Source organism: Streptomyces sp. PL-29, from assembly GCF_058344425.1.
On the sequence record NZ_CP136996.1, the window covers coordinates 1,329,845 to 1,352,258 of the forward strand.

General features: G+C 71.7%; 23 protein-coding genes. 6 read left to right on the top strand and 17 right to left on the bottom strand.

Annotated elements, in window-relative coordinates; all coding sequences use genetic code 11:
• The first annotated feature begins 17 nt into the window (after positions 1 to 17).
• Entirely contained in the window at positions 18 to 1,136 is a 1,119-nt protein-coding gene (locus R4Z63_RS06080; protein ID WP_384453458.1) for a TDT family transporter, read from the top strand.
• Positions 1,137 to 1,306: 170 nt separating this feature from the next.
• On the opposite strand, the gene R4Z63_RS06085 is transcribed toward R4Z63_RS06080, so the two are convergent.
• Positions 1,307 to 2,026: a helical backbone metal receptor gene (locus R4Z63_RS06085; RefSeq protein ID WP_384453455.1), complete on the bottom strand. Its 720-nt coding sequence runs from the start codon at positions 2,024 to 2,026 to the stop codon at positions 1,307 to 1,309.
• An 8-nt stretch (positions 2,027 to 2,034) separates the two neighbouring features.
• Positions 2,035 to 2,676: a helix-turn-helix domain-containing protein gene (locus R4Z63_RS06090; RefSeq protein ID WP_236647779.1), complete on the bottom strand. Its 642-nt coding sequence runs from the start codon at positions 2,674 to 2,676 to the stop codon at positions 2,035 to 2,037.
• Positions 2,677 to 2,907: 231 nt separating this feature from the next.
• On the opposite strand from R4Z63_RS06090, the gene R4Z63_RS06095 reads away from it, so the two are divergent.
• From R4Z63_RS06095 to R4Z63_RS06110, 4 genes are all read left to right on the top strand, one after another.
• Positions 2,908 to 3,813: a 5'-3' exonuclease gene (locus R4Z63_RS06095; RefSeq protein WP_384453497.1), complete on the top strand. Its 906-nt coding sequence runs from the start codon at positions 2,908 to 2,910 to the stop codon at positions 3,811 to 3,813.
• 49 nt (positions 3,814 to 3,862) lie between these two features.
• Positions 3,863 to 4,702: a siderophore-interacting protein gene (locus R4Z63_RS06100; RefSeq protein WP_384453452.1), complete on the top strand. Its 840-nt coding sequence runs from the start codon at positions 3,863 to 3,865 to the stop codon at positions 4,700 to 4,702.
• Between the two features lie 124 nt (positions 4,703 to 4,826).
• The gene (locus tag R4Z63_RS06105) at positions 4,827 to 6,362 is read left to right on the top strand and encodes a serine hydrolase (protein WP_384453449.1); all 1,536 of its coding nucleotides are present in this window, start codon (positions 4,827 to 4,829) and stop codon (positions 6,360 to 6,362) included.
• A 19-nt stretch (positions 6,363 to 6,381) separates the two neighbouring features.
• Positions 6,382 to 7,338 carry an RluA family pseudouridine synthase gene (locus tag R4Z63_RS06110; protein ID WP_384453446.1) on the top strand — a complete coding sequence of 319 codons (957 nt, stop codon included), beginning with the start codon at positions 6,382 to 6,384 and terminating at the stop codon, positions 7,336 to 7,338.
• Between the two features lie 49 nt (positions 7,339 to 7,387).
• Here the strand turns inward: R4Z63_RS06110 and R4Z63_RS06115 are convergent, their stop codons facing one another.
• The 11 genes from R4Z63_RS06115 to R4Z63_RS06165 all read right to left on the bottom strand — a co-directional run bounded on the left by R4Z63_RS06115 (position 7,388) and on the right by R4Z63_RS06165 (position 18,708).
• The gene (locus R4Z63_RS06115; RefSeq protein WP_037926458.1) at positions 7,388 to 10,228 is read right to left on the bottom strand and encodes a DEAD/DEAH box helicase; all 2,841 of its coding nucleotides are present in this window, start codon (positions 10,226 to 10,228) and stop codon (positions 7,388 to 7,390) included.
• Between the two features lie 142 nt (positions 10,229 to 10,370).
• Positions 10,371 to 11,336, bottom strand: a complete 966-nt coding sequence (tatC, locus tag R4Z63_RS06120; RefSeq protein ID WP_384453442.1) for a twin-arginine translocase subunit TatC — start codon at positions 11,334 to 11,336, stop codon at positions 10,371 to 10,373.
• A gap of 47 nt (positions 11,337 to 11,383) precedes the next feature.
• Entirely contained in the window at positions 11,384 to 11,677 is a 294-nt protein-coding gene (gene tatA, locus R4Z63_RS06125; protein WP_037925838.1) for a Sec-independent protein translocase subunit TatA, read from the bottom strand.
• A gap of 169 nt (positions 11,678 to 11,846) precedes the next feature.
• On the bottom strand, positions 11,847 to 12,047 hold the full coding sequence (locus R4Z63_RS06130) for a hypothetical protein (protein WP_037925835.1): 201 nt from the start codon (positions 12,045 to 12,047) through the stop codon (positions 11,847 to 11,849).
• A gap of 26 nt (positions 12,048 to 12,073) precedes the next feature.
• Positions 12,074 to 12,301 carry a CpXC domain-containing protein gene (locus tag R4Z63_RS06135; protein WP_384453438.1) on the bottom strand — a complete coding sequence of 76 codons (228 nt, stop codon included), beginning with the start codon at positions 12,299 to 12,301 and terminating at the stop codon, positions 12,074 to 12,076.
• Positions 12,302 to 12,315: 14 nt separating this feature from the next.
• A complete protein-coding gene (locus R4Z63_RS06140; RefSeq protein WP_037925829.1) occupies positions 12,316 to 13,284 on the bottom strand; it encodes a helix-turn-helix transcriptional regulator in 969 nt (322 codons plus the stop codon).
• A gap of 97 nt (positions 13,285 to 13,381) precedes the next feature.
• Complete coding sequence (locus R4Z63_RS06145; RefSeq protein ID WP_037925826.1) at positions 13,382 to 14,338, bottom strand: helix-turn-helix transcriptional regulator; 957 nt, start codon at positions 14,336 to 14,338, stop codon at positions 13,382 to 13,384.
• A gap of 124 nt (positions 14,339 to 14,462) precedes the next feature.
• Complete coding sequence (locus tag R4Z63_RS06150; protein WP_037925824.1) at positions 14,463 to 14,849, bottom strand: FKBP-type peptidyl-prolyl cis-trans isomerase; 387 nt, start codon at positions 14,847 to 14,849, stop codon at positions 14,463 to 14,465.
• A 38-nt stretch (positions 14,850 to 14,887) separates the two neighbouring features.
• Complete coding sequence (locus R4Z63_RS06155; RefSeq protein ID WP_384453432.1) at positions 14,888 to 15,829, bottom strand: FKBP-type peptidyl-prolyl cis-trans isomerase; 942 nt, start codon at positions 15,827 to 15,829, stop codon at positions 14,888 to 14,890.
• Positions 15,830 to 15,943: 114 nt separating this feature from the next.
• Positions 15,944 to 17,305, bottom strand: a complete 1,362-nt coding sequence (pafA, locus tag R4Z63_RS06160; RefSeq protein WP_037925818.1) for a Pup--protein ligase — start codon at positions 17,303 to 17,305, stop codon at positions 15,944 to 15,946.
• Positions 17,306 to 17,445: 140 nt separating this feature from the next.
• Positions 17,446 to 18,708, bottom strand: a complete 1,263-nt coding sequence (locus R4Z63_RS06165) for an MFS transporter (RefSeq protein ID WP_384453429.1) — start codon at positions 18,706 to 18,708, stop codon at positions 17,446 to 17,448.
• Positions 18,709 to 18,843: 135 nt separating this feature from the next.
• Here R4Z63_RS06165 and R4Z63_RS06170 point away from each other — a divergent pair, with 135 nt between their 5' ends.
• Positions 18,844 to 19,842 carry a LacI family DNA-binding transcriptional regulator gene (locus R4Z63_RS06170; RefSeq protein ID WP_037925813.1) on the top strand — a complete coding sequence of 333 codons (999 nt, stop codon included), beginning with the start codon at positions 18,844 to 18,846 and terminating at the stop codon, positions 19,840 to 19,842.
• 81 nt (positions 19,843 to 19,923) lie between these two features.
• On the opposite strand, the gene prcA is transcribed toward R4Z63_RS06170, so the two are convergent.
• Genes prcA through R4Z63_RS06190 form a run of 4 tightly spaced genes read right to left on the bottom strand, consistent with a single transcriptional unit; the run spans position 19,924 to position 22,372 of the window.
• Positions 19,924 to 20,688: a proteasome subunit alpha gene (gene prcA, locus R4Z63_RS06175; RefSeq protein WP_384453425.1), complete on the bottom strand. Its 765-nt coding sequence runs from the start codon at positions 20,686 to 20,688 to the stop codon at positions 19,924 to 19,926.
• Between the two features lie 43 nt (positions 20,689 to 20,731).
• Positions 20,732 to 21,571 (bottom strand): proteasome subunit beta, encoded by an 840-nt coding sequence (gene prcB / locus R4Z63_RS06180; protein ID WP_037925808.1) that lies wholly within the window; start codon positions 21,569 to 21,571, stop codon positions 20,732 to 20,734.
• Entirely contained in the window at positions 21,523 to 22,122 is a 600-nt protein-coding gene (locus R4Z63_RS06185; RefSeq protein WP_384453421.1) for an endonuclease VII domain-containing protein, read from the bottom strand. The genes prcB and R4Z63_RS06185 overlap by 49 nt, the downstream gene beginning before the upstream one ends.
• A gap of 37 nt (positions 22,123 to 22,159) precedes the next feature.
• Complete coding sequence (locus R4Z63_RS06190) at positions 22,160 to 22,372, bottom strand: ubiquitin-like protein Pup (RefSeq protein ID WP_030233608.1); 213 nt, start codon at positions 22,370 to 22,372, stop codon at positions 22,160 to 22,162.
• Positions 22,373 to 22,414 lie beyond the last annotated feature (42 nt).

Below are 22,414 nucleotides of genomic sequence, written 5' to 3' on the forward strand. Positions count from 1 at the left end.
GGCGTGACGCTGGACCCATGGCCACCACCCTCGTGCGACCCCGCTCCCTCACCGAGCCCGCGCCCGCCGCCCACAAGGCACCTGCGCTGCGCCACCTCGGCCCCAACTGGTACGCCTCCGTCATGGGCACCGCGATGGTCGCCAACGCCGGTGCGACCCTCCCGTACCAGCTGCCCGGCCAGCGCGTGGCCTGCCAGCTCGTCTGGGCACTCTCCGCGGCCGCCCTCGCCGTCCTGCTGGTCGCCCGTGCCGGGCACTGGCTGCACCACCGCGACCAGGCCCGCGCCCACCTGCTCGACCCCGCCGTGGCCCCCTTCTACGGCTGCCTGTCCATGGCGCTGCTGGCCGTCGGCGGCGGCACCCTCATCGTCGGCAGGGACCTCGTCGGAACCGGCGCCGCCGTGGCCGCGGACACCGTGCTGTTCACCGCGGGCACGGCGATCGGCCTGGTCGCGGCTGTGGCCGTGCCCTACCTGATGGTGGTGCGCCACAAGGTCGAACCGGGGCAGGCGAGCCCGGTGTGGCTGCTCCCCCTCGTCGCCCCCATGGTCTCGGCCGCCCTCGGCCCGCTGCTGATCCCCCACCTGCCCGCCGGCCAGCCCCGCGAGGCCATGCTGCTCGCCTGCTACGCCATGTTCGGCACCAGCCTGCTCGCCACCCTGCTCGTGCTCCCCCTCATCTTCGGCCGGCTGGTCGTGGGCGGTCCCCTCCCCCTGGCCCTCACCCCCACCCTGTTCCTGGTCCTCGGTCCGCTCGGACAGTCCACCACCGCCGTGAACCAGCTCGCCGACATGGCCCCCGGGGCCGTCGGCGCCCCCTACGCCGACGCCCTCGCCGGCTTCGCGGTCGTCTACGGGGTGCCCGTGATGGGATTCGCCCTGCTCTGGCTGGCACTCGCCGGGTGCATGCTGGTGCGGGCGGCCCGGGGCGGCATGGGCTTCGCGATGACCTGGTGGGCGCTGACCTTCCCCGTGGGCACCTGTGTCACCGGCGCCGCCGGCCTGGCCCGCCACACCGGGCTCACCGCCCTCGGCTGGCTGGCCGCGGCACTCTTCCTCGCCCTGCTGACGGCCTGGCTCCTCGCCGCCGCCCACACCCTCCGGGGCCTGTTCACGGGCCGGCTGCTCGCCGGCTGACCGCCCCCTTGCGGGGGGGGACAGGCGGATCCGGGCGCGGTCCCGTCCTGGCCGAGATCGCCGTCACTCGCCGAGCCGGGGAGGCACTCCGCCGTGGCACCACCGCACCGGCACCGTCCCGCCCCGGCAACCGGCCACTCCGAGAGGAACCGAAGAGCGAGCCGAACCGCTCAGCACGCGGCGGCCAGCGCAGCGGCCAGTACCGTCGGCGCGTCGGCCAGCGAGGGCCCGTACCAGGTCAGGTGCCTGCCGTCGACCAGGGCCGCCGGGAGGCCGGGGAAGGCCTCCGGGCCGTCCGCGGCCGTGAAACGGTACGGCTCGTCCGGCAGCACCACCAGATCGCAGCCGGCCGCGGCCAGCTCCTCCACCGGGATCTTCGGGTACCGCTCCGCGTGCCCGGCGTAGACGTTGCGCACCCCGAGCCGTGCCAGCAGGTCGCCCGCGAAGGTGTCCCGGCCGAGCACCATCCACGGCCGCCGCCACACCGGTACGAAGGCCGTGAGCTCTCCCACCGGTTCCACGCGGGCCCACGCCGCCTCCGCGTCCGCCAGCCACGCCGGTCTCGGCAGTCCCAGCGCGCCCACCAGCACCCGGTCCAACTCCCGCAGCGCCTGGGGGAGGTCGCGGATCTCGGTGACGAGCACCTCCACGCCGGCGGCCCTCAGCGCGGCGAGGTCCGGTGCCCGGTTCTCCTCCTCGTTGGCGATCACCAGGTCCGGGCGGAGCTCCGCGATCCTGCGCACATCGGGGTTCTTCGTCCCCCCGATCCGCTCCACCGTCCCGAGGCCGCCGGGGTGCGTGCACCAGTCGGTGACCCCGACGAGCCGCCCGGGCGCGCTCACGGCCACCGCCTCGCTCAGCGACGGCACCAGCGACACGACGCGCCGCACGCCGGGGCTCACCGGCCGGGAGACGGGGGCTCGGACGTCGCGTGGATGTGCTCCCCCACGGCGACGACCAGGATCCGGGTGTCCTCGGTGACGGCCCGCCAGCGGTGGCGCACACCGCCGGACAGGAACAACGCGTCCCCGCTCTCCAGCCGGTACGCCCGCCCTTCGGCCTCCACCTGGCAAGCACCCTCGACCACGTACATCAGCTCGTCGTTGCGGTGCTGGTACTCGCGCCCGGCGTCCTGGTCCCCGGTGAACTCCATGGCGTGCAGCTGGTGATGCCCGCGTACGAGGGGCCGTACCCCCGGGACCGGGGTGAGCCCGGACTCGTCCCCGGCCCGTACGAGATCCACGGTGCGCGCGGTGTCGGAGGCGGCGAGCAGCTCCACGGCCGTGGTCTCCAGCGCGTCGGCGACACGCTCCAGGGACCGCATGCTGGGCCGGGCGCGCTCGTTCTCTATCTGACTCAGGAAGGGCACCGACAGGCCGCTTCGCGCCGACACGGCGGCCAGCGTGAGGTGGAGCGCGCGGCGGCGCTTGCGCACGGCCACACCCACCCGCAGCGGTTCCTTGCCGTCCTTGTCCTTGCTCTTGTCGTCCCTGTCGTCCAGCGTGCCGCTCGGGCCGTCCGTGCCGTCCCTGTCGTTCATGTCGGGGCTGCCCTCCCCATGTCCGTCGCACATCGGTGTGCTGTAAGCACCTTACGCAGCAACCGGCTCCGGTTTCGCCCGCACGGACCTTCTCGTACTCGTCCGCTCACCGTGCGTGGCGCCTCGGGGTGGGCCGGGAGCCCGCCGGAGCGTCCCGGCCGCCGCCCCTGCGGCCGGGACGGCGGCGAAGCCGCTTGCGGCATCATCGTTCCCGTGACGACACGACGCCTGATGCTCCTGGACACCGCCTCCCTCTACTACCGCGCCTACTTCGGCGTACCGGATTCCGTGAAGGCCCCCGACGGCACCCCGGTCAACGCCGTGCGCGGGCTCCTCGACTTCATCGCCCGGCTGGTCCAGGACCACCGGCCGGACGACCTGGTGGCATGCATGGACGCGGACTGGCGGCCGCACTGGCGGGTGGAGCTGATCCCCTCGTACAAAGCCCACCGCGTCGCCGTCGAGACCGCGACGGGCCCCGACGTGGAGGAGACTCCGGACACGCTCGCCCCGCAGGTGCCGATCATCGAAGCGGCGCTGGACGCCTTCGGCATCGCCCGGGTCGGCGTCGCCGGGTATGAGGCGGACGACGTGATCGGGACGCTCACCGCCCGCGCGACGGGACCGGTCGACATCGTCACGGGCGACCGGGACCTGTACCAGCTCGTGGACGACGCCCGGCAGCGGCGGGTGCTGTACCCGCTCAAGGGAGTGGGCACCCTACAGCTGACGGACGAGGCGTGGCTGCGGGAGAAGTACGGGGTGGACGGCCCCGGTTACGCGGACCTCGCCCTGCTGCGCGGCGACCCGAGCGACGGTCTGCCCGGCGTCCCCGGCATCGGCGAGAAGACGGCGGCGAAACTGCTCGACGCCTACGGCGACCTGGCCGGGATCATCGCGGCGGTCGACGACCCGAAGTCGAAGCTGACGCCCGCCCAGCGCAGGCGGCTGGACGAGTCCCGGCCGTACCTGGCGGTGGCACCGAAGGTGGTCAAGGTGGCCTCCGACGTGCCGCTTCCGCAGTTCGACGCCGCACTTCCGGCCGTCCCGGCGCAGCCCGAGCTGGTCGACGCACTAGCCCATCGGTGGGGATTGGGCGGTGCTGTGTCCCGCCTGGGCGGCGCCCTGCGCCGCTGAGGTGCTAACTTAGGTAAGGCTAAGTTTCATGGGAGTCAGGGGAGTCACCGTGGCAGAAGGACGCGGCCGCACCGTCGGCACCGCCGTTGTCGTACGCACCGAGCGGCTTTCGCCGCACATGGTGCGGATCGTGCTGGGCGGTGAGGGGCTGGCCGACTTCGGTGCGGGCGAGTACACCGACCACTACGTGAAACTCCTTTTCGCTCCCGAGGGTGTCACTTACCCCGCGCCCTGGGACCTGGAACGCATCCGCGGCGACTTTCCGCGGGCCCAGTGGCCGCGCCAGCGCGCCTACACCGTGCGCAACTGGGACCCGGCGCACCTGGAGCTGACGCTCGACTTCGTCGTCCACGGCGACGAGGGCCTGGCCGGCCCCTGGGCGGCTCGGGCCCAGCCGGGCGAGCTCGTGCGCTTCCTCGGCCCCGGCGGCGCCTACGCCCCGGACCCGGCGGCCGGCTGGCACCTCCTGATCGGCGACGAGAGCGCGCTGCCGGCGATCGCCGCGGCGATGGAGCGGATGCCCGCGGGCGCGGACGTCCGCGCCTTCGTGGAGATCGACGGCCCGCAGGACGAGCTGAAGGTGGCCACCCCCGACGGCATCACCCCGGTCTGGCTCCACCGCGGTAACCGCCCGGTCGGCGAGGCCCTGGTCGAGGCCGTCCAGGCGCTGGAGTTCCCCTCCCCGGACGTCCACGCCTTCGTCCACGGCGAGGCCGGCTTCGTCAAGGACCTGCGCCGCCACCTCCGCCTGGAGCGCGGCATCGCACGCGAACGCCTGTCGATCTCGGGCTACTGGCGCCTGGGCGAGACGGACGAGGGCTGGCGCGCGATCAAGCGCGACTGGAACGCCACGGTCGAAGCCGAACAGGAACACCGCGCGGCGGCCTGACCCTCTCCGGGGCGGAGTCCGGGGTGCGGGGCGCGAGGCAGCCTCCTCGCAGCGGAGCCCCACCCCGCCCTCTCCCCCGGAGCCGCGGCGCGCGCGACGAGGCGTACCGCGGGAGAATGCTCGTATGCGTACGCTCCGCGCTCTCGGAGCGGCAGGGGCCGCGGCCCTCCTCACCGCCACGGCGGCCACGGCCGCACCGAGCCCGCCCCCCGCTCCCCGCCCTCAGCTCACGGACGCCGCCGTCGACGCGGCCGTCGCCCGCCTCGACGGCACGGTCACGGACCTGATGCGCCGCACCGGTGTCCCCGGCGTCGCGGTGGCCGTCGTCCACGACGACAAGGTCGTCCACCTCAAGGGCTTCGGCGTCCGCCGCACCGGCGAGAGCGCCACCGTCGGCCCCGACACCGTCTTCCAGCTCGCCTCGCTCTCCAAGCCCGTCTCCTCCACCGTCGTCGCCGGCGCCCTCGCCGACCCCGACGGGTGGGACCGCCACGCCTCCCTGCCCGGCTTCTCCCTGAAGGACCCCTGGGTGACCGGGCACGTCACCACCGCCGATCTGTTCTCCCACCGCAGCGGCCTGCCCGACCACGCCGGCGACCTCCTCGAAGACCTCGGCTACGACCAGTCGTACATCCTCGACCACCTGCGCCTGGAACCGCTCACCCCCTTCCGCGCGAGCTACGCCTACACCAACTTCGGCTTCACGGCCGCCGCCGAGGCGGTCGCCCGGGCCAAGGGCACCAGCTGGCAGAAGCTCGCCGACGACACCCTCTTCAAGCCCGCCGGCATGGGGGACACCAGCACCGAGTTCTCCGCCTTCGCCAACGCCCCCGACCGCGCCGCCACCCACGTCGAGGACCCCGACGGCACCTGGAGCCCCCGCTACGTACGCGACCCGGACGCCCAGGCCCCGGCCGGCGGTGTCAGCTCCACCGCCCGCGACATGTCCCGCTGGCTGCGGCTCCAGCTCGCCGACGGCTCCCTGGACGGCAAGCGGATCATCCCCGCCGATGCGCTCGCCCGCACCCACGTGCCCGCGATCGTCTCGCATCCGCCCTCGACCCCCACCGCCCGCACCGGCTTCTACGGCCTCGGCTGGAACGTCTCGTACGACGACGCGGGACGACTGCGCCTGAGCCACTCCGGTGCCTTCGAACTCGGCGCGAACACCAACGTGACCATGCTCCCGCTGGAGCGGCTCGGCATCGTCGTCCTCACCAACGGCGCCCCCGTGGGCCTGGCCGACGCCGTCGCCCTGGACTTCTTCGACTTCGCCGAGCACGGCAAGGCCACCGCCGACTGGCTGGCGCTCGCCGGCTCCCTGTACGCGCAGATGGACGCCGCGGGCCGGTCCGCCACCGACTACGCCCACCCGCCCGCCGGTGCGAAGCCGGCCCGCGACAGCGCCGCGTACACCGGCACCTACGACAACCCGTACTACGGCAGGGCCACCGTGACGGCAGACGACGACGGCGCCCTCACCCTCGCCCTCGGCCCGAAGCCCCTGCGGTTCCCGCTGACCCACTACGACGGCGACACCTTCAGCTTCGTGACCACGGGCGAGAACGCCGTCGGCCGTACCGGGGTGACCTTCGGGGACGGCACGCTCCGCGTCGAGTACCTCGACGCCAACCACCTGGGCACCTTCACCCGGCAGTAGCCGCATAGCCTGTCCTCCGATGAGACGCAGAACCCAGGCGCCCCCCTCGCCCCTTCCCCAGCAGGCCGGTATCGACCCGGTCAGGCTCCGGCTGCCGCCCGACCCGGACCGGAGCTGGCCGGACCTCGGCAGCTACCTCACCGCCCGCTACGCCGGCACCCGCGGCGCGGAGTCCATGGCGCGGCTGCTGGCCGCGGGCCGGGTACTGGGCGCCGACGGGCAGGTGCTGCGCGCCGGGGACCCGTACGAGCCCGGCCGCTACCTGTGGTTCCACCGCGACATGGAGGCGGAACCCAGGGTCCCGTTCGCGGTCGGCGTGGTCCACCGGGACGAGCACCTCCTCGTCGTGGACAAACCACACTTCCTGGCGACCACCCCGCGCGGCAGCCACATCACCGAGACCGCCCTGGCCAGGCTGCGCGAGGAGCTCGCCCTGCCCGACCTCAGCCCCGCGCACCGCCTGGACCGGCTCACCGCCGGTCTGGTGATGTTCAGCGTCCGCCCCGAGGACCGCGGCGCCTACCAGCTGCTCTTCCAGCGGCGCGAGGTCCACAAGGAGTACGAGGCCATCGCGCCCCACGACCCGGCGCTCGCCTTCCCGCGCACCGTCCGCAGCCGCATCGAGAAGCTCCGCGGGGTGATCGCGGCGACCGAAGTCCCCGGCCCGCCCAACGCCGAGAGCCTCATCGAGCTCGTCGACGTCCGCGGCGCCCTGGGCCGCTACCAGCTCACCCCGCACACCGGCCGCACCCACCAGCTGCGGGTGCACATGAACAGCCTGGGCCTGCCCATCCTGGGCGATCCGGTGTACCCGGAGGTGACCGACCCGGCTCCGGACGACTACCGCCGACCCCTTCAACTCCTGGCCCGGGTGCTGGCGTTCACCGACCCGGTGACCGGAGCCGCCCACCGCTTCGAGAGCACCCGCACCCTCCGGGCCTGGCACGACCACCCCGGCTGGGACACCGGCGGCTAGGGCATGCTGCCCAAGCCCACCGGCCCACAACGCCCGGCACCGGGACCCGCTAACCGACCGAGCTGTAGGCCACGACCCCCCGCAGGAGCGCGTCCACGGCCTTGCGGGCGTTCTTCGCGACCGTACTTCCGCTGTCGCCATGGGCGGAGGGGGCGGCCGCCGCGATCTGCCCGAGCACGTCGATGACCTGCTTGCACCAGCGCACGAAGTCACCGGCGGGCATCTCGGCCTCGCGGAGCACCTCGTCCAGGCTCTTGTCGGAGGCCCACTGGTATGCCGCCCACGCGAAGCCGAGGTCCGGCTCGCGTTGGCCCACGCCCTCCGCCTGGTTGATGCGGTGTTCCTCCTCCAGCGCGTCCAGCCGGCCCCAGATGCGGACCATCTCACCGAGCGCCACCTTCGCCGCGCCACCGGGAACCTTCGGCGCGACCGCGTCGTCGGACTGCCGGGCCTCGAAGACCAACGCCGAGACACAGGCGGCCAGTTCCGCCGGGCTCAGACCCTCCCAGATCCTGGCGCGCAGGCATTCGGAGGCCAGCAGGTCGAGCTCCCCGTACAGCCGGGCGAGCCGCTTGCCGTGCACGGTGACCTCGTCCTCACGCAGGTAGTCCAGCTCGGTCAGCAGCGCGTGGATCCGGTCGAAGGTGCGGGCAATGGTGTTGGTCCGGCCCTCGATCCGCCGCTCCAGCTGGTGGGTGTCCCGCTGGAGCCGGTGGTAGCGCTCCGCCCAGCGGGCGTGGTCCTCGCGCTCGTCGCAGCCGTGGCAGGGGTGCGCCCGCAGCTCGCTGCGCAGCCGGGCGATCTCGCGGTCGTCGGCGGCCGCCGCCCTGCCGCGGGAGCGTCGCTCCGGGGTGATGTGCCCGGCCTTGCTCCGCAGCTGGGAGGCAAGGTCCCGACGGGACTGCGGCGAGCGCGCGTTGAAGGTCTTGGGGATCCGCATCCGGTCCAGCGCCTCGACCGGGACCGGGAAGTCGATCGCGGCGAGCCGCTTGACCTGGCGCTCCGCGGTGAGCACCAGCGGGCGCGGGCCCTCGGCGTACTCGTGACCGCGGTGCCCGTGGACCCGTCCGGCCGGCACGCCCGGGTCCAGGACCAGGGCGAGGCCGGCGAACTTGCCCGTCGGAACGTGGATGATGTCGCCCGGCTTGAGCTTCTCCAGCGAACTGGCCGCCTGCACCCGTCGCTGGGCCGCGCCCTGCTTGGCCAGCTCCGTCTCACGGTCCTTGAGGTCGCGGCGCAGCTGCGCGTACTCCTCGAAGTTCCCCAGGTGGCAGGTCATGCCCTCGCGGTAGCCGGCCAAACCCTCCTCGTTGCGCTGCACCTGCCGGGAGATCCCGACGACGGAGCGGTCCGCCTGGAACTGCGCGAAGGAGGTCTCCAGCAGCTCCCGCGAGCGGTGCCGCCCGAACTGGCTCACCAGGTTGACGGCCATGTTGTACGAGGGCTTGAAGCTGGAGCGCAGCGGATACGTGCGGGTGCCCGCGAGTCCGGCGAGCCCGGCCGGGTCCATGCCCCGCTGCCAGAGCACGACCGCGTGCCCCTCGACGTCGATGCCGCGCCGACCGGCCCGGCCGGTCAGCTGGGTGTACTCGCCGGGGGTGATGTCGGCGTGCTGCTCGCCGTTCCACTTGACCAGCTTCTCCAGGATCACCGTGCGCGCGGGCATGTTGATGCCCAGCGCCAGGGTCTCCGTGGCGAAGACGGCCTTCACCAGGCCGCGGACGAAGAGCTCCTCGACGACCTCCTTGAAGGTGGGCAGCATGCCCGCGTGGTGCGCGGCGATGCCCCGCTCCAGGCCTTCGAGCCACTCGTAGTAGCCCAGGACGTGGAGGTCCTCGGTGGGGATGGCGGCGGTGCGTGCCTCGACCAGCTCGCGGACCTTCAGCCGCGCGGACTCGTCGTTGAGGCGCAGGCCCGCGTACAGGCACTGCTGGACGGCCGCCTCGCAGCCGGCCCGGCTGAAGATGAAGTTGATGGCGGGCAGCAGCCCGTCGTTGTCCAGGCGGGCGATGACCTCGGGACGGGAGGGGGTCCAGATCCGGCCGCGGGAGCGCCGCTCGCGCTCGCGGTCCGCCTCGCGGACCATCTTGCCGCGCCGCCGGTCCTTGGGGTTGTAGGTGCGGCTGTTCTCCTCGCGCGCCATGCGCAGCAGGTCGGGGTTGACCTCGCGGCGCGCGGAGCCGCGGCCGCCGTGGTCGGACTCCTCCTCGAAGAGGTCGTAGATCCGGCGGCCGGCCATGACGTGCTGCCACAGCGGGACGGGCCGCTCCTCCGAGACGATCACCTCGGTGTCCCCGCGCACGGTGTCCAGCCAGTCGCCGAACTCCTCGGCGTTAGACACGGTCGCCGACAGGGAGACCAGGGTGACCGATGCGGGGAGGTGGATGATCACTTCCTCCCAGACGGCTCCGCGGAACCGGTCGGAGAGGTAGTGGACCTCGTCCATCACGACGTGGCCGAGGCCGAGCAGCGACTGCGAGCCCGCGTAGAGCATGTTGCGGAGCACCTCGGTGGTCATCACGACCACCGGCGCTTCGGAGTTGACGCTGTTGTCGCCCGTCAGCAGGCCCACCTTGTCGGCGCCGTAGCGCTTGACGAGATCGGCGTACTTCTGGTTCGAGAGCGCCTTGATCGGCGTCGTGTAGAAGCACTTGCGGCCCTGCGCGAGGGCCAGGTGCACGGCGAACTCGCCGACAATGGTCTTGCCCGAGCCGGTCGGGGCGGCGACGAGGACGCCCTTGCCGGCCTCCAGCGCCTTGCATGCCTCCACCTGGTACGCGTCCAGGTCGAAGTCGTACATCTCGCGGAAGGGGGCCAGGGCGGTGGCTTCTTCGGCGGCGCGGATCCGGGCAGCGGCGTACCGCTCGGCGGGTGAGAGTTCTTCGGTCATCTTGTTGTCGAGCCTACCCGCCGGGTCCGACAACAGTCGCGATCATTTGTGGGAGGAGCCGGACCCCCGCGCACGCCCCCGGCGGTCACCGGGAAGGCGCCGGAGCCCGTTCCCGGGCCGGGGCGCGCGCGGGGCCTTCGCGTCAGGTGGCGTCGTCGTAGCCGTTGATCCGCCGGCGTCCGCCGTCCGCCTGTCCGGGCAGCGCCGCGGGGGCCGGCACCGGATCCATCTCACCGATGGGCGCCGGGGTCAGGTCCAGCTGGGAGGCCTCGTCGTCGCTCAGTCCGGCGTCGGGGTCGTTGCGGCGGCGCCTGCGGTCGTTGAGGAGGCAGAGGCCCACGGCCGCGAAGTAGAGGGCCACGATGGGCAGGGCCAGTGCGAGCATGGTCGGCGGGTCGCCGGTGGGCGTCGCGAAGGCGGCGAAGATCGTGATGCCCAGGACCATGCCCCGCCACCAGCCGGCCAGCCGCTTGCCGGTGAGCACACCGGTGAAGTTCAGCAGGATCAGCAGCAGCGGCAGCTCGAAGGCCAGGCCGAAGACGATCACCATGCGGGTGACCAGGTCGAGGTAGTCGTCGACCGGGAGCAGGTTGCGCGCGTGGTCGGGCGTGAACTCGAGCATGATCGTCGCGGTCTGCGGGAGGATCTTGTACGCGAGGACGGCGCCGGTGAGGAACAGGGGTGCGCCGACCGCCACGAAGCTGCGCGCGTACTTCTTCTCGTGGCTGTGCAGACCGGGCGCGGCGAACGCCCACAGCTGGTACAGCCACACCGGGGCGGAGAGCACCACACCGGCCATCAGCGAGACCTTCAGGGCGATCGAGAACGCCGAGATCAGGCCGTTGACGGTCATGTCGGCGCAGGGGCGTCCGTTGCGCTGGGTCACCACACCGTTAGTGCAGCCGACGGAGTCCAGCATCGGCTTCAACAGGAAGTTGATGATCTCCCGGTAGAAGAAGGCAGCGACGATCGTGATCACGAGGATCGCCAGGACCGACTTCAGCAGGCGGTTACGCAGTTCGCGCAGGTGCTCGACGAGAGGCATGCGCCCTTCGGCGTCCTTTGCCTTTCGTTCTTGTTTCCCCTGCTTGCGGGCAGACTTGAGCAACCCACGTCCCTTGTCTCGTTGCAGATGACTGGCGTGAAGGGCGTCCCTCAGCCCTGGGCGGTGCGGTTCGGCTCGCTGACCGGCCGGGAGCTGGTGACGTCACCGGGCGCGGCCTGGATGGTGCGCGGGGCGACCGGCTGCTGGGCGGACTGGTCCGCGGCGGGAGCGGCGGCCGCGTCGTCGGCCTCGCCGTCCTTCTTCATGGCCTTGGCCTCGCTCTTGAGGATGCGGGCCGACTTGCCGAGGGAGCGAGCCATGTCGGGGAGCTTCTTGGCGCCGAACAGCAGGATGACGACTCCGAGAATGATGAAGATTTCCCAACCCCTGAGGTTGCCGAACATAGGTATCTTCCTTTTCTCCGAGGTTCACAGCACACCGGCACGGGCGCCATGGGACTGTCTCTACCGAGGATCGTAACCCCAGGGGGTTAACGCCCGGCAATCCCCCGGCATACCAGGTCTTGCGTCCTGGCCGGTTGTCAATCCCCCGGTCACACGGCTGTCGCGTGCGTCACGGCCGCGCGTCGGCGCCCGCCCGCGCCAGCCCCAGCGCCTCCCGCTCCAGGTCTGCGGACGCGGCGGTGATCCGGCGGCTGGCCAGCGCGACCTGCGCGGAGAGCCTGCGCACCTCCACATATACGCGGACGGCCAGCACGGCGAGCACGGCGACTCCGAGGAAGCCCAGGGCAATTGCGAACATCGGCCACAGCATGGGGCCGAGCCTAGGCCACCGGCCCCTCACATGCTGCGCAGGGTGCTCACGCCGCCCCCGGTCAGCAGTTCCACGATGCGGTCGCCGGCCGGCTTGCGGACGGCGGCACCGCATTCAGGACACGTGAAGGAGTAGAAGGTGGCCCTGCGGCTGCCGCCGATGGCCAGCCGCAGGGCGCCCGCGTCGAGCTCGAAGCGGGCGCGGCACTCGGGACAGGAGGCCTTGAAGGCGACCGGCCCGGACGTTGGCGACATCGTCCGCGCTCCCCTCAGACCTGTTCCCCGTACCCCGCGAGGGCCTCCCGGGCGGCGCTGCGCGCGCTGTCCGCCAGCTCGGCGGGAGCCACGATCCGGCCGTCGCGGCCCAGTCGCAGCGCGAGCCGGCGCAGCGAGGCCGGGTCCGGGCTGCGCAACGTGATGCGCAGGCCACCGTCCGCAAGCTCCTCCGCGGTGTCGTGCGGGTAGTACTCGGCGACCCAGCGCCCGCCCGGCCCGACCTCGACCACGACTTCCGGGTCCTCGGCGGCCGGCTGGACGAGGCCCTCGGACAGGTCGCGCGGCTCGATGGCGGGCGGCTCGGCCCGCTCGTCCAGCAGTCGGATCTCGGCCACCCGGTCGAGCCGGAAGGTACGCCGGGCCTCGGAGAGGTGGCACCAGCCCTCCATGTACGTGTGCCCCACCGCGAAGAGCCGGATCGGGTCGACCTCGCGCTCGGTGAGTTCGTCGCGCGCCGGGGAGTAGTAGCGCAGCCACAGCCGCCGGCGTTCCGCGATGGCGCGGTCGACGTCAGCGAAGACCCCGCCCTCGGACTCGAAGGTCACCGACAGCCGGGAGCTCGCCCCGGCCGCCTCGCCTGCGGCCGCCTCCAGCTTGGCGGTGGCCCGCAGCAGGGCGTCCCGGTCGCTCTCGCGCAGCCCGGGCAGGGTGGCCACCGCGCGTGCGGCCACCAGCAGCGCGGTCGCCTCGTCGGCGGCGAGCCGCAGCGGCTCGGCGGTGGACTCCCCCGAGGCATCAGGATTGCGCCACCAGATGCGCTCCCCGTCGGTGTCGATGTCGAGCAGGTCCCCGCCCCGGAAGCTGGTGCCGCACATGGGCAGCACATCGAGGTCCGAGATCAGCTCGTCCTCGGTGATGCCGAAGGCGCGCGCGACGTCGGCGACGTGCGCACCCGGGCGCTCGCGCAGGTACGTCACCAGGGACAGCATCCGGCGGGTCTGGTCGATGGCGTTGGCAGCCATGCTGGTACGTCTCCCCCTCAGGGCACGTCTGTGGATGTCGCGGTCTTGAGTGGTACGGCGGCCGGCCCCGCACCGCGGGCGGTACCCGGCAAGCGTGTCAGGCTCCGGCCACGGCCCGCAGCCGGTCCACCACGTCCGCCCGCAGATCGGCGGGGCCGACCACGACGACATCGGGACCGAACTCCACCAGCCAGGCGTCGAGCCCGTGCCCGTAGGGGATCTCCAGCTCGTCCCAGCCGTCCGTGCCCTCGCGCACCGCCGTGGCCTTGGCCCGCAGCGGGTAGCCCGCCCCGGCCCGCAGCCGGATCAGCGCGGAGCGCTCCGCGCTCTCCCCGGCCCAGCTCGCCACGGTCTCCCGTACCGTCACCACGTCCGGCACCTCCGCGGTGTACTTCGCCGCGCGCGAGCGGACCTTCCCGGTGATCCGCGAGAGCCGGAACACCCGCTCCGCCCCCCGGTCCCGGTCGTAGCCGGCCAGGTACCAGTGGCCGCGCCAGCACTCCAGCGCCCAGGGCTCCACCTGGCGGGTCTCGGGCCGGGCCGCGGTCGACTTGCGGTAGTCGAAGACCACCGGCCGACGGTCCCGGCAGGCCAGCATCAGCGGTTCGAAGGCGGCCTCGTGGACCGGGATGCGCGGCTCGATGGCGCTGTGCTGGCCCTCGTACGGGTTGTCCGCCTCCGGCATCCCGCCGGCCCGCAGCTTCTGCAGGGCGCCGCTGGCGGCTCCCGCGAGGCGGGCCTGCTGCCAGACCTTGGCGGCCAGCCCCAGGGCGGCGGCCTCCTCGGCGTCGAGGGAGACCGGGGGCAGCCGGTTGCTGTCCCGGCGGGCCAGATAGCCCGTCTCCCCCTCCAGGTTCTCCACCGTCTCGATCACCAGGCCGAGCTCGCGCAGGTCGTCCTTGTCCCGCTCGAACATCCGGTTGAAGGACTCGTCGTTGCCGGCTTCCATGTAGGCCTCGATGGAACCGCGCAGCTCGCGCTTGCTCAGCGGCCGGCGGGTCCCCAACAGACACAGCGCCAGATTCATCAGGCGCTCGGCCTTGGCAATCGCCATCGACGCCCATCCCCCGTTCTCGACACACACTCGTGACCGTTGACCGTACCGCCCCGGCGGTCCCGGACAAAAGCGAGGGCCCCCGCCTCACGGCGGGGGCCCATGCGCGCGACGCGGCCCGGTATCAGGCGGCCATCAGGTCGCAGACGAAGATCAGCGTCTCGCCCGGGGCGATCGCGCCGCCTGCGCCGCGGTCGCCGTAGGCGAGGTGCGCGGGGATCGTCAGCTTGCGGCGGCCGCCGACCTTCATGCCCTGGACGCCCTTGTCCCAGCCCGCGATGACCTGGCCGACACCGAGCTGGAACTGCAGCGCGGAGCCGCGGTTCCAGGAGGCGTCGAACTCCTCGCCGGTGGAGAACGCGACGCCCACGTAGTGGACGGAGACGCGCGAGCCGGCCGTGGCCTCGGCGCCGTCGCCCTCCCAGATGTCCTCGATGACGAGGTCGGTGGGGACCGGGCCCTCCGGGAAGTCGATCTCGGGCTTCTCGAGCTTCTCAGGCTTGCTGCTCACGGAACTGCTCCTCAAACTATGGGACAACCGGGACAGTCTTACATCACTGCGAGGATGTCGAGGCTGAAGACCAGCGTCGAGTTCGCCGGAATGGTCCCCTGCTCCTTGTCGCCGAAGCCCATGTCCGGGGGAATGACCAGCAGGATGCGGCTGCCGACCTTCTTGCCGACGATGCCGTCCTTGAGGCCCTTCACCTGGAGCTGCTCCAGCGGCCAGGTCACCGACTGGCCCGAGGTGTAGGTGCTCTCGAACGTCTTGTCGTCCTTCCACGTCTTGCCGTGGAACTTGACGGTGACGTTGTCCTTGTCCGTCACGGCCGGGCCGTCGCCCTCCAGGACGTACTCGGAGACCAGCTTCGACGGCGGGGTGGCGTCCTTCGGGACGGCCACGGAGACTTCCTTGCCGTCCGTGTTGGTACCGACCTTCGGCAGGTCCTTGTTGTCCTGGGGGACTTCCTTGCCGGTCGCCGAGGGCGGGACCGTGGCGCCCTTGAGGATGTCCACGACGAAGACGAGGGTGGCGTTCCCCTTGATCTTCGGGGGCGATCCCTGGGCCCCGTAACCGAGGTCCGGCGGGATCACCAGCTCGACGCGGCTGCCGACCTTCTGGCCCTCCAGGCCCTGGTCCCAGCCCTTGATGACGGCGCCCGCGCCGATCGTCACGTCGAACGGCTGCCCCTTGCCGAAGCTCTGGTCGAACGGCTCGGTGCCGTCCCAGACCTGGCCGTAGTAGTTGACCTGGGCGATGTCGCCCTTCTTCAGCACCTGGCCGGTGCCCTCCTTGACGGTCACCACCTTCAGCTCCTTGGGCGGCTCGCCCTTCCCCTTGGACAGGGTGGGGGTCTCCCCGAACTCGGCGCCCTTGGTGATCGCGGGCGCCCCGTTCTTCATCTGGGCGGAGTCGGAGCCGCTGTCGTCGCCACAGGCCGCTGTCGACAGCAGCAGAAGGGGTACGACAAGCAGGCCGGCAAGTCGGCGCACGGGTTCCTCAGATCTCTGACGGCTGGACGGTCGACCGCCACTCTAAGCCGTGCACTGGGCCCCGTACGAGAAACGTACGGGGCCCAGGTGGGATGCGGGGCGTCCGCCGGCCGCCTACATACCGGCGATCAACTTCTCCACGCGGTCGTCGACGGACCGGAACGGGTCCTTGCACAGCACCGTCCGCTGCGCCTGGTCATTGAGCTTCAGGTGCACCCAGTCGACCGTGAAGTCCCGCCGCTGCTCCTGCGCCCGGCGAATGAAGTCGCCGCGCAGCCGGGCCCTGGTCGTCTGCGGAGGCACCGACTTGCCCTCGAAGATCTTGAGGTCGTTGCAGATCCGCGCCGCCTGCCCCTTGCGCTCCAGCAGGTAGTACAGCCCGCGCCGGCGGTGGATGTCGTGGTAGGCGAGGTCTATCTGAGCCACCCGCGGATTCGACATGGTCATGTTGTGCTTCTCCCGGTACCGCTCGATGAGCTGGTACTTCATGACCCAGTCGATCTCGGTGCCGATCCGGTCCAGGTCCTCCGCCTCGATCGCGTCCAGCGTGCGGCCCCACAGCTCCAGCACCTGGTCCACCACACCGGTGCGGATGCCCCGGCGCTCGGCGAAGTCCACGGCCTTGTCGTAGTACTCCCGCTGGATCTCCAGCGCGGAGGCCTCCCGGCCGCTGGCCAGCCGCACCTTGCGCTGGCCCGTGATGTCGTGGCTGACCTCGCGGATCGCCCGGATCGGATTCTCCAGGGTCAGGTCCCGCATCACCGTGCCCGCCTCGATCATGCGCAGCACCAGGTCGGTCGCCCCGACCTTCAGCAGCATGGTCGTCTCGGACATGTTCGAGTCGCCCACGATCACGTGCAGACGGCGGTAGCGCTCCGCGTCCGCGTGCGGCTCGTCGCGGGTGTTGATGATCGGCCGCGAACGCGTCGTCGCGGAGCTGACGCCCTCCCAGATGTGCTCAGCCCGCTGGCTCACGCAGTAGACCGCGCCCCGAGGGGTCTGCAGCACCTTGCCGGCCCCGCAGATCAGCTGCCGGGTGACGAGGAACGGAATGAGAATGTCCGCCAGGCGGGAGAATTCCCCGTGCCGGGCCACCAGGTAGTTCTCGTGGCAGCCGTACGAGTTGCCCGCCGAGTCGGTGTTGTTCTTGAAGAGATAGACGTCGCCCGCGATTCCCTCCTCGTGCAGGCGGCGCTCGGCGTCGACGAGCAGTCCTTCGAGAATGCGCTCGCCTGCTTTGTCGTGCGTGACCAGCTCGGTCACGTTGTCACATTCGGGAGTTGCATATTCCGGATGCGAACCCACGTCGAGGTACAGGCGGGCGCCGTTCCGCAGGAAGACATTGCTGCTGCGGCCCCATGACACGACACGGCGGAAGAGGTAGCGCGCCACTTCGTCAGGAGACAGTCGGCGCTGTCCCCTGAACGTGCACGTGACGCCGTACTCGTTCTCCAGCCCGAAAATGCGGCGGTCCATGACTGAACATTACGCCTTCTGCCCTCTTCTGAAACCGGGTTCGGAGCCGCCGTTTCGATCAGTTCCCCCGTGCGAGCCGCCAAGCACCCGGCGGGCGGGGGGTGAAAGCCGCCGGCGCGCCGCACCGGCGCGCCCGCCCGTCACTGCGCCGACCGGGCCTGCGGGGCCACCTCACCGGCCCCGTCCGGAACTCCCCGTGCCGAACCCGCCACCGCCCGACTGGGAACCGCAGTTGACATCACCCTCTGAGTCACCATCAGGACCAGCAGCGCCGCGCCGCCCGCGGCGCACGCCACGGCGAAGCCCCACGCGGTACCGCCCAGCTCCACCGCCGGCCCCGCGGCCGCCGTGCCGATCGCCGCGCCCACGCCGAAGAAGGTCACCAGCCACGAGAAGGCTTCTGTCACCGTGCCCACCGGCGCGTGCCGGTCCACCACGATGAACGCGCACGCCAGCGACGGCGCCAGGAACACGCCCGACAGCGCCGCCAGCGCCGTCATCGCCACCGGCCCCGGGGTCAGCAGCAGCGGCAGGTAGCAGACCGCCAGCAGCGCCACCAGCAGCCGCAGCCGCCGCTCGGGGGCGCCCGCCCACGGGCGCGCGCCGTAGAGCATGCCGCCGATCAGCGCGCCCAGCCCGAGCGCGGCCATCAGCCAGCCGTACACCGCCTCGCCGCCGTTGCCGTCCGCGTACGCCACGCCGGCCACGGTGATCGAGCCCAGCGCCATGCCCACGAAGAAGAAGGAGCCCAGCAGCGCCAGCAGCCCCTTCGACCGCAGTGCGCCCAGCCAGTGGGCCTCCCGGGGCTCCGAGCGCCACGTCCGCGACGGCTCGCTGGCCACGACCGACAGCGCGCCGAGCACCCCGATCGCGTGCAGCGCCAGCAGCGCGCCGGCCGGCGACCACACCGACACGAACAGCGTCACCAGCAGCGGACCGACGGTGTACATGACCTCCTGGGCCACCGCATCCATCGCGTACGCCGCGTGCACCTTCTCCTCGCGACCCCCCAGCACACCGGGCCACAGGGCCCGCAGCCCGCCCTCCAGCGGCGGCGTGAAGAGGCCGCCGACCGCCACCGCGGCGTACGCCACGACCACCGACCCGGTGCCGGCGAGGGCCAGCCACGCCATGCCGAGCGCGGACAGCAGAGCCGCCGGCAGCTGTACTCGCGGCTGCCCGAGGAGGTCCACGGCACGTCCGAGCAGCGGCTGGCCCAGCGCGTTCGCCAGCCCGTACACCGCGGCCAGCGCCCCCGCGAGGCTGTAGCTGCCACCCTCCGCGCGCGTGAACAGCACGATCGCGATCGGCGCGGTGGCGTTCGGCAGCCTGCCGACGAGCGTGCCCGCCAAGAGCCTCGCGGCGTGCCGCGTCCCCAGCAGCTCCGCGTATCCCGCGGCCATGACTGCCCCCTTCTGCCCGGATCCCACCGGGGTAATACGTATAACGTGAGGAGTCATACGTACCATGGCCACTGTCCACGGGTCCACCCCGCGGACTCCGCAACCACCCCTGACCTCGCCCAGCAGGAGCCCCGTGTGACGAGACCCACCAGCCGGGACGTGGCCACCGCCGCCGGGGTCTCCCAGGCCACCGTCTCCCTCGTCCTGGGCGACAAGTGGCCCGGCCGCGTCTCCGAGCGCACCGCCGCCCTCGTCCGGGAGACCGCCACCCGGCTCGGCTACCGCCCCAATCTCGCCGCCCGCAACCTGCGCCTCGGCTCCACCCGCACCGCCCTCCTCGTCGTCCCGGCCCTCACCAACGAGTTCTTCGCCCGCGTCTACACCGGTGCCGCCCGTGTGGCCGCCGAACACGGCTTCGGCGTGGTCCTCTACCCGTCCCCCGACGGCACCGGCCCCGCCCGGGACCCTTTCGCCTCCGCCCGCGCCGCCCTCGACGGAGTCATCGCCTCGTCCATGGCCGCCCACGCGCTCCAGGCCATCGGCGGCGACGCCCTCCCCCTCGTCATGCTCGACAGCGACCCCCGCGCCGGCGGCGCCGCCGCCCACGTCAACCTCGCCATGGCCGACGGCATGCGCCAGGTCACCGAGCACCTCCTCGCCCTCGGCCACCGGCGCTTCCTGCACCTCGCCTCCGCCGTCGGCTCCTGGACCTTCGACACCCGCGCCGAAGCCCTCAGCGCCCTTCTGGGCCCCGGGACCGAGCTGCGTACCGTACGGTCCCCCCTCACCGCCGACGGCGCCCGTACAGCCATGGAAGCCGCCCTGGCGGCCCCCGAGGGCCGCCCCACGGCCGTCGTCTGCGACGACGACATCCTCGCCGCCGGCGCCTGCAAGGCCGCCCGCCGCCTCGGCCTGAGCGTCCCCGGGGACCTCTCCGTCACCGGCTTCGACGACCTCGCCCTCGCCACCGCCGTCGAACCCGAACTCACCACGGTCCACCTGCCCGCCGAACAAGTCGGCGAGCAGGGCATGACCGCACTCCTCGCCGTCCTCGACGGCGATCGCTGGACCGCCCCCGACATCCCCGTCACCCTCGTCGTCCGTGACTCCACGGGACCGGCACCCACCCCCTGAACCGGCCGGACACGCCGAAGCCCCGGCCACCCCCCAGCGGGGGGCAACCGGGGCCGCGTACCCGGATCCTGGCCCGGCTCCCTACTCCGCTTCGTCCTCGGGAGCCTCGTCGTTCGACACGGCGTCCGCCTGCGCGGCCGCCGGCACGTCCGCCTCCAGCAGCCGCGCCAGCTGCCGTCCCCGGATCCGCTTGAACTTGCGCTGCTGGGACCGGGTCCGGTCCAGCACCGCCACCTCCAGCCGCTCCGCCGGAATCGCCTTGTCGGTGCCGTTGGCCTGGCTGGACAGCGCCGCGACCGCCAGCTTCAGCGCCTCCGAAAGGGTCATGCCGTCCTGGTGCCGCTGGTCGAGGTAGGTGCTGATCTGCTCGGCGTTGCCGCCGACCGCGACGGAGCCGTGCTCGTCCACGATCGAACCGTCGTGCGGCAGGCGGTAGATCTGGTCGCCGGCGGCCGTCGCACCGACCTCGGCCACCACCAGCTCCACCTCGTACGGCTTTTCACCGGCCGAGGAGAAGATCGTGCCGAGGGTCTGCGCGTACACGTTGGCCAGCCCACGGGCCGTCACGTCGTCACGGTCGTAGGTGTATCCGCGCAGATCCGCGTAGCGCACACCGCCGATCCGCAGGTTCTCGTACTCGTTGTACTTGCCGGCGGCCGCGAAACCGATCCGGTCGTAGATCTCGCTGAACTTGTGCAGCGCACGGGACGGGTTCTCGCCGACGAACACGATGCCGTCGGCGTACTGCAGCACGACAAGGCTGCGACCGCGGGCGATGCCCTTCCGGGCGTATTCCGCCCGGTCGGCCATGGCCTGCTGGGGTGACACATAGAACGGAGTCGACACCGGCTTTCCGTCCCTTTCTTCTGGGCGACGAGGTGACGGGCGGTCAGAGCAGGGCGGCGCGCGGGCCGTCGGGCTGCTCCAGACGACGATCGGTGACAGACCGGGCGAGCGCCTGCGACTCGTCCTCGCCCAGCCTGCGGAAGCCCTCGTCGGTGATGACGGTGACGATCGGATAGATGTGGCGGTACAGGTCCGGCCCACCGGTCGCCGAGTCGTCGTCGGCGGCGTCGTAGAGCGCCTGCACCACCAGCGTGGTGGCCTGCTCCTCGGTCAGGTCCGGGCGGTAGAGCTTCTTCATCGAGCCCCGCGCGAAGATCGAACCGGACCCGGTCGCCGCGTAGCCATGCTCCTCGGAACGGCCGCCGGTGACGTCGTAGGAGAAGATCCGACCCTTCTCCTTGGCCTCGTCGTAGCCGGCGAAGAGGGGCACCACGGCCAGGCCCTGCATGGCCATGCCGAGGTTGCTCCGGATCATGGTGGAGAGCCGGTTGGCCTTGCCCTCCAGGGAGAGGGTCGTCCCCTCCACCTTCTCGAAGTGCTCCAGCTCCAACTGGAACAGCTTGACCATCTCCACGGCCAGGCCGGCCGTACCGGCGATGCCGACAGCGGAGTACTCGTCGGCCGGGAACACCTTCTCGATGTCCCGCTGCGCGATCATGTTCCCCATGGTCGCCCGCCGGTCGCCGGCGAGCACGACCCCGCCGGGGAAGGTGGCGGCCACGATGGTCGTCCCGTGCGGCGCCTCGACGACACCCTCCGGCAGCTTGCGGTTGCCGGGCAGCATCTCGGGCGAGTGCGCGCCCAGGAAGTCCATGAAGGACGACGACCCCGGCGTCAGGAAGGCTGCCGGTAGACGCCCTGTGCCACGATTGTTGGCTTCCACGCGTGTCCCTCCAAGTATGAGACGACCCGACGGGCTGCGTCGGGGTCGTCACCCAACTTGCCGATGGCCGTGTTGCAGTTGAAGCACAGTACGCCTCGGACCCTACCCGTCTTGTGGCAATGATCCACATGTACGGCCGGAGCCTTGAGACAGATGCAGCAGAGCCCGCCCTGAGCGGCGACCATCTCGTCCCGATCGGCCTCGGTCATGCCATATGAGCGCTTGAGATGGTCCGCCCGCCCCAGGGCGGTCCGGCACGCCTTGCATCGAGTGGATAACCCGTCAGAAGCACTTGCGTTCTTGTGCCATTCGCTGTGCGGCTTGATCTCACCGCACAGTCGGCACAGCTTGTGCCCCGCCGGCACCTCCACGTGCTCCCTGACGGATTTACCCTTGGCTGCCTGGCGGCGCCTGTAGTGCTCCGCACTGTACGCCGCCACGCATTCACGACATCTGGGCTGGAGCCCATCGCTTCGATTCCGATCCGAAGCGAATCCGCTCAGTGGCAGGTCGCTGGCGCAGCCACGACACCACTTCGTTCCATGAGGCATGGAGCACACACTGGCGGACCCACCTTAGATTCGAAGGTCACTCGCCGCCTTTTTGTACGAAGCTCCGAACGAAGTCCTCCGCGTTTTCCTCGAGTACATCGTCAATCTCGTCAAGTACGGAGTCGACGTCGTCGGAGAGCTTTTCCTGGCGCTCCTTGAGGTCGGTCGATTCCTCGACCGCGGCCTCCTCGACCTCCTCGGTCGAGCGCGTCGCCTTCTGCTGTCCGCCGCCGGTGTCCTTGGTCGCCATGTCTACCTCACCCCGCTCGGTTCGCACGCTCATGTCGAGAGA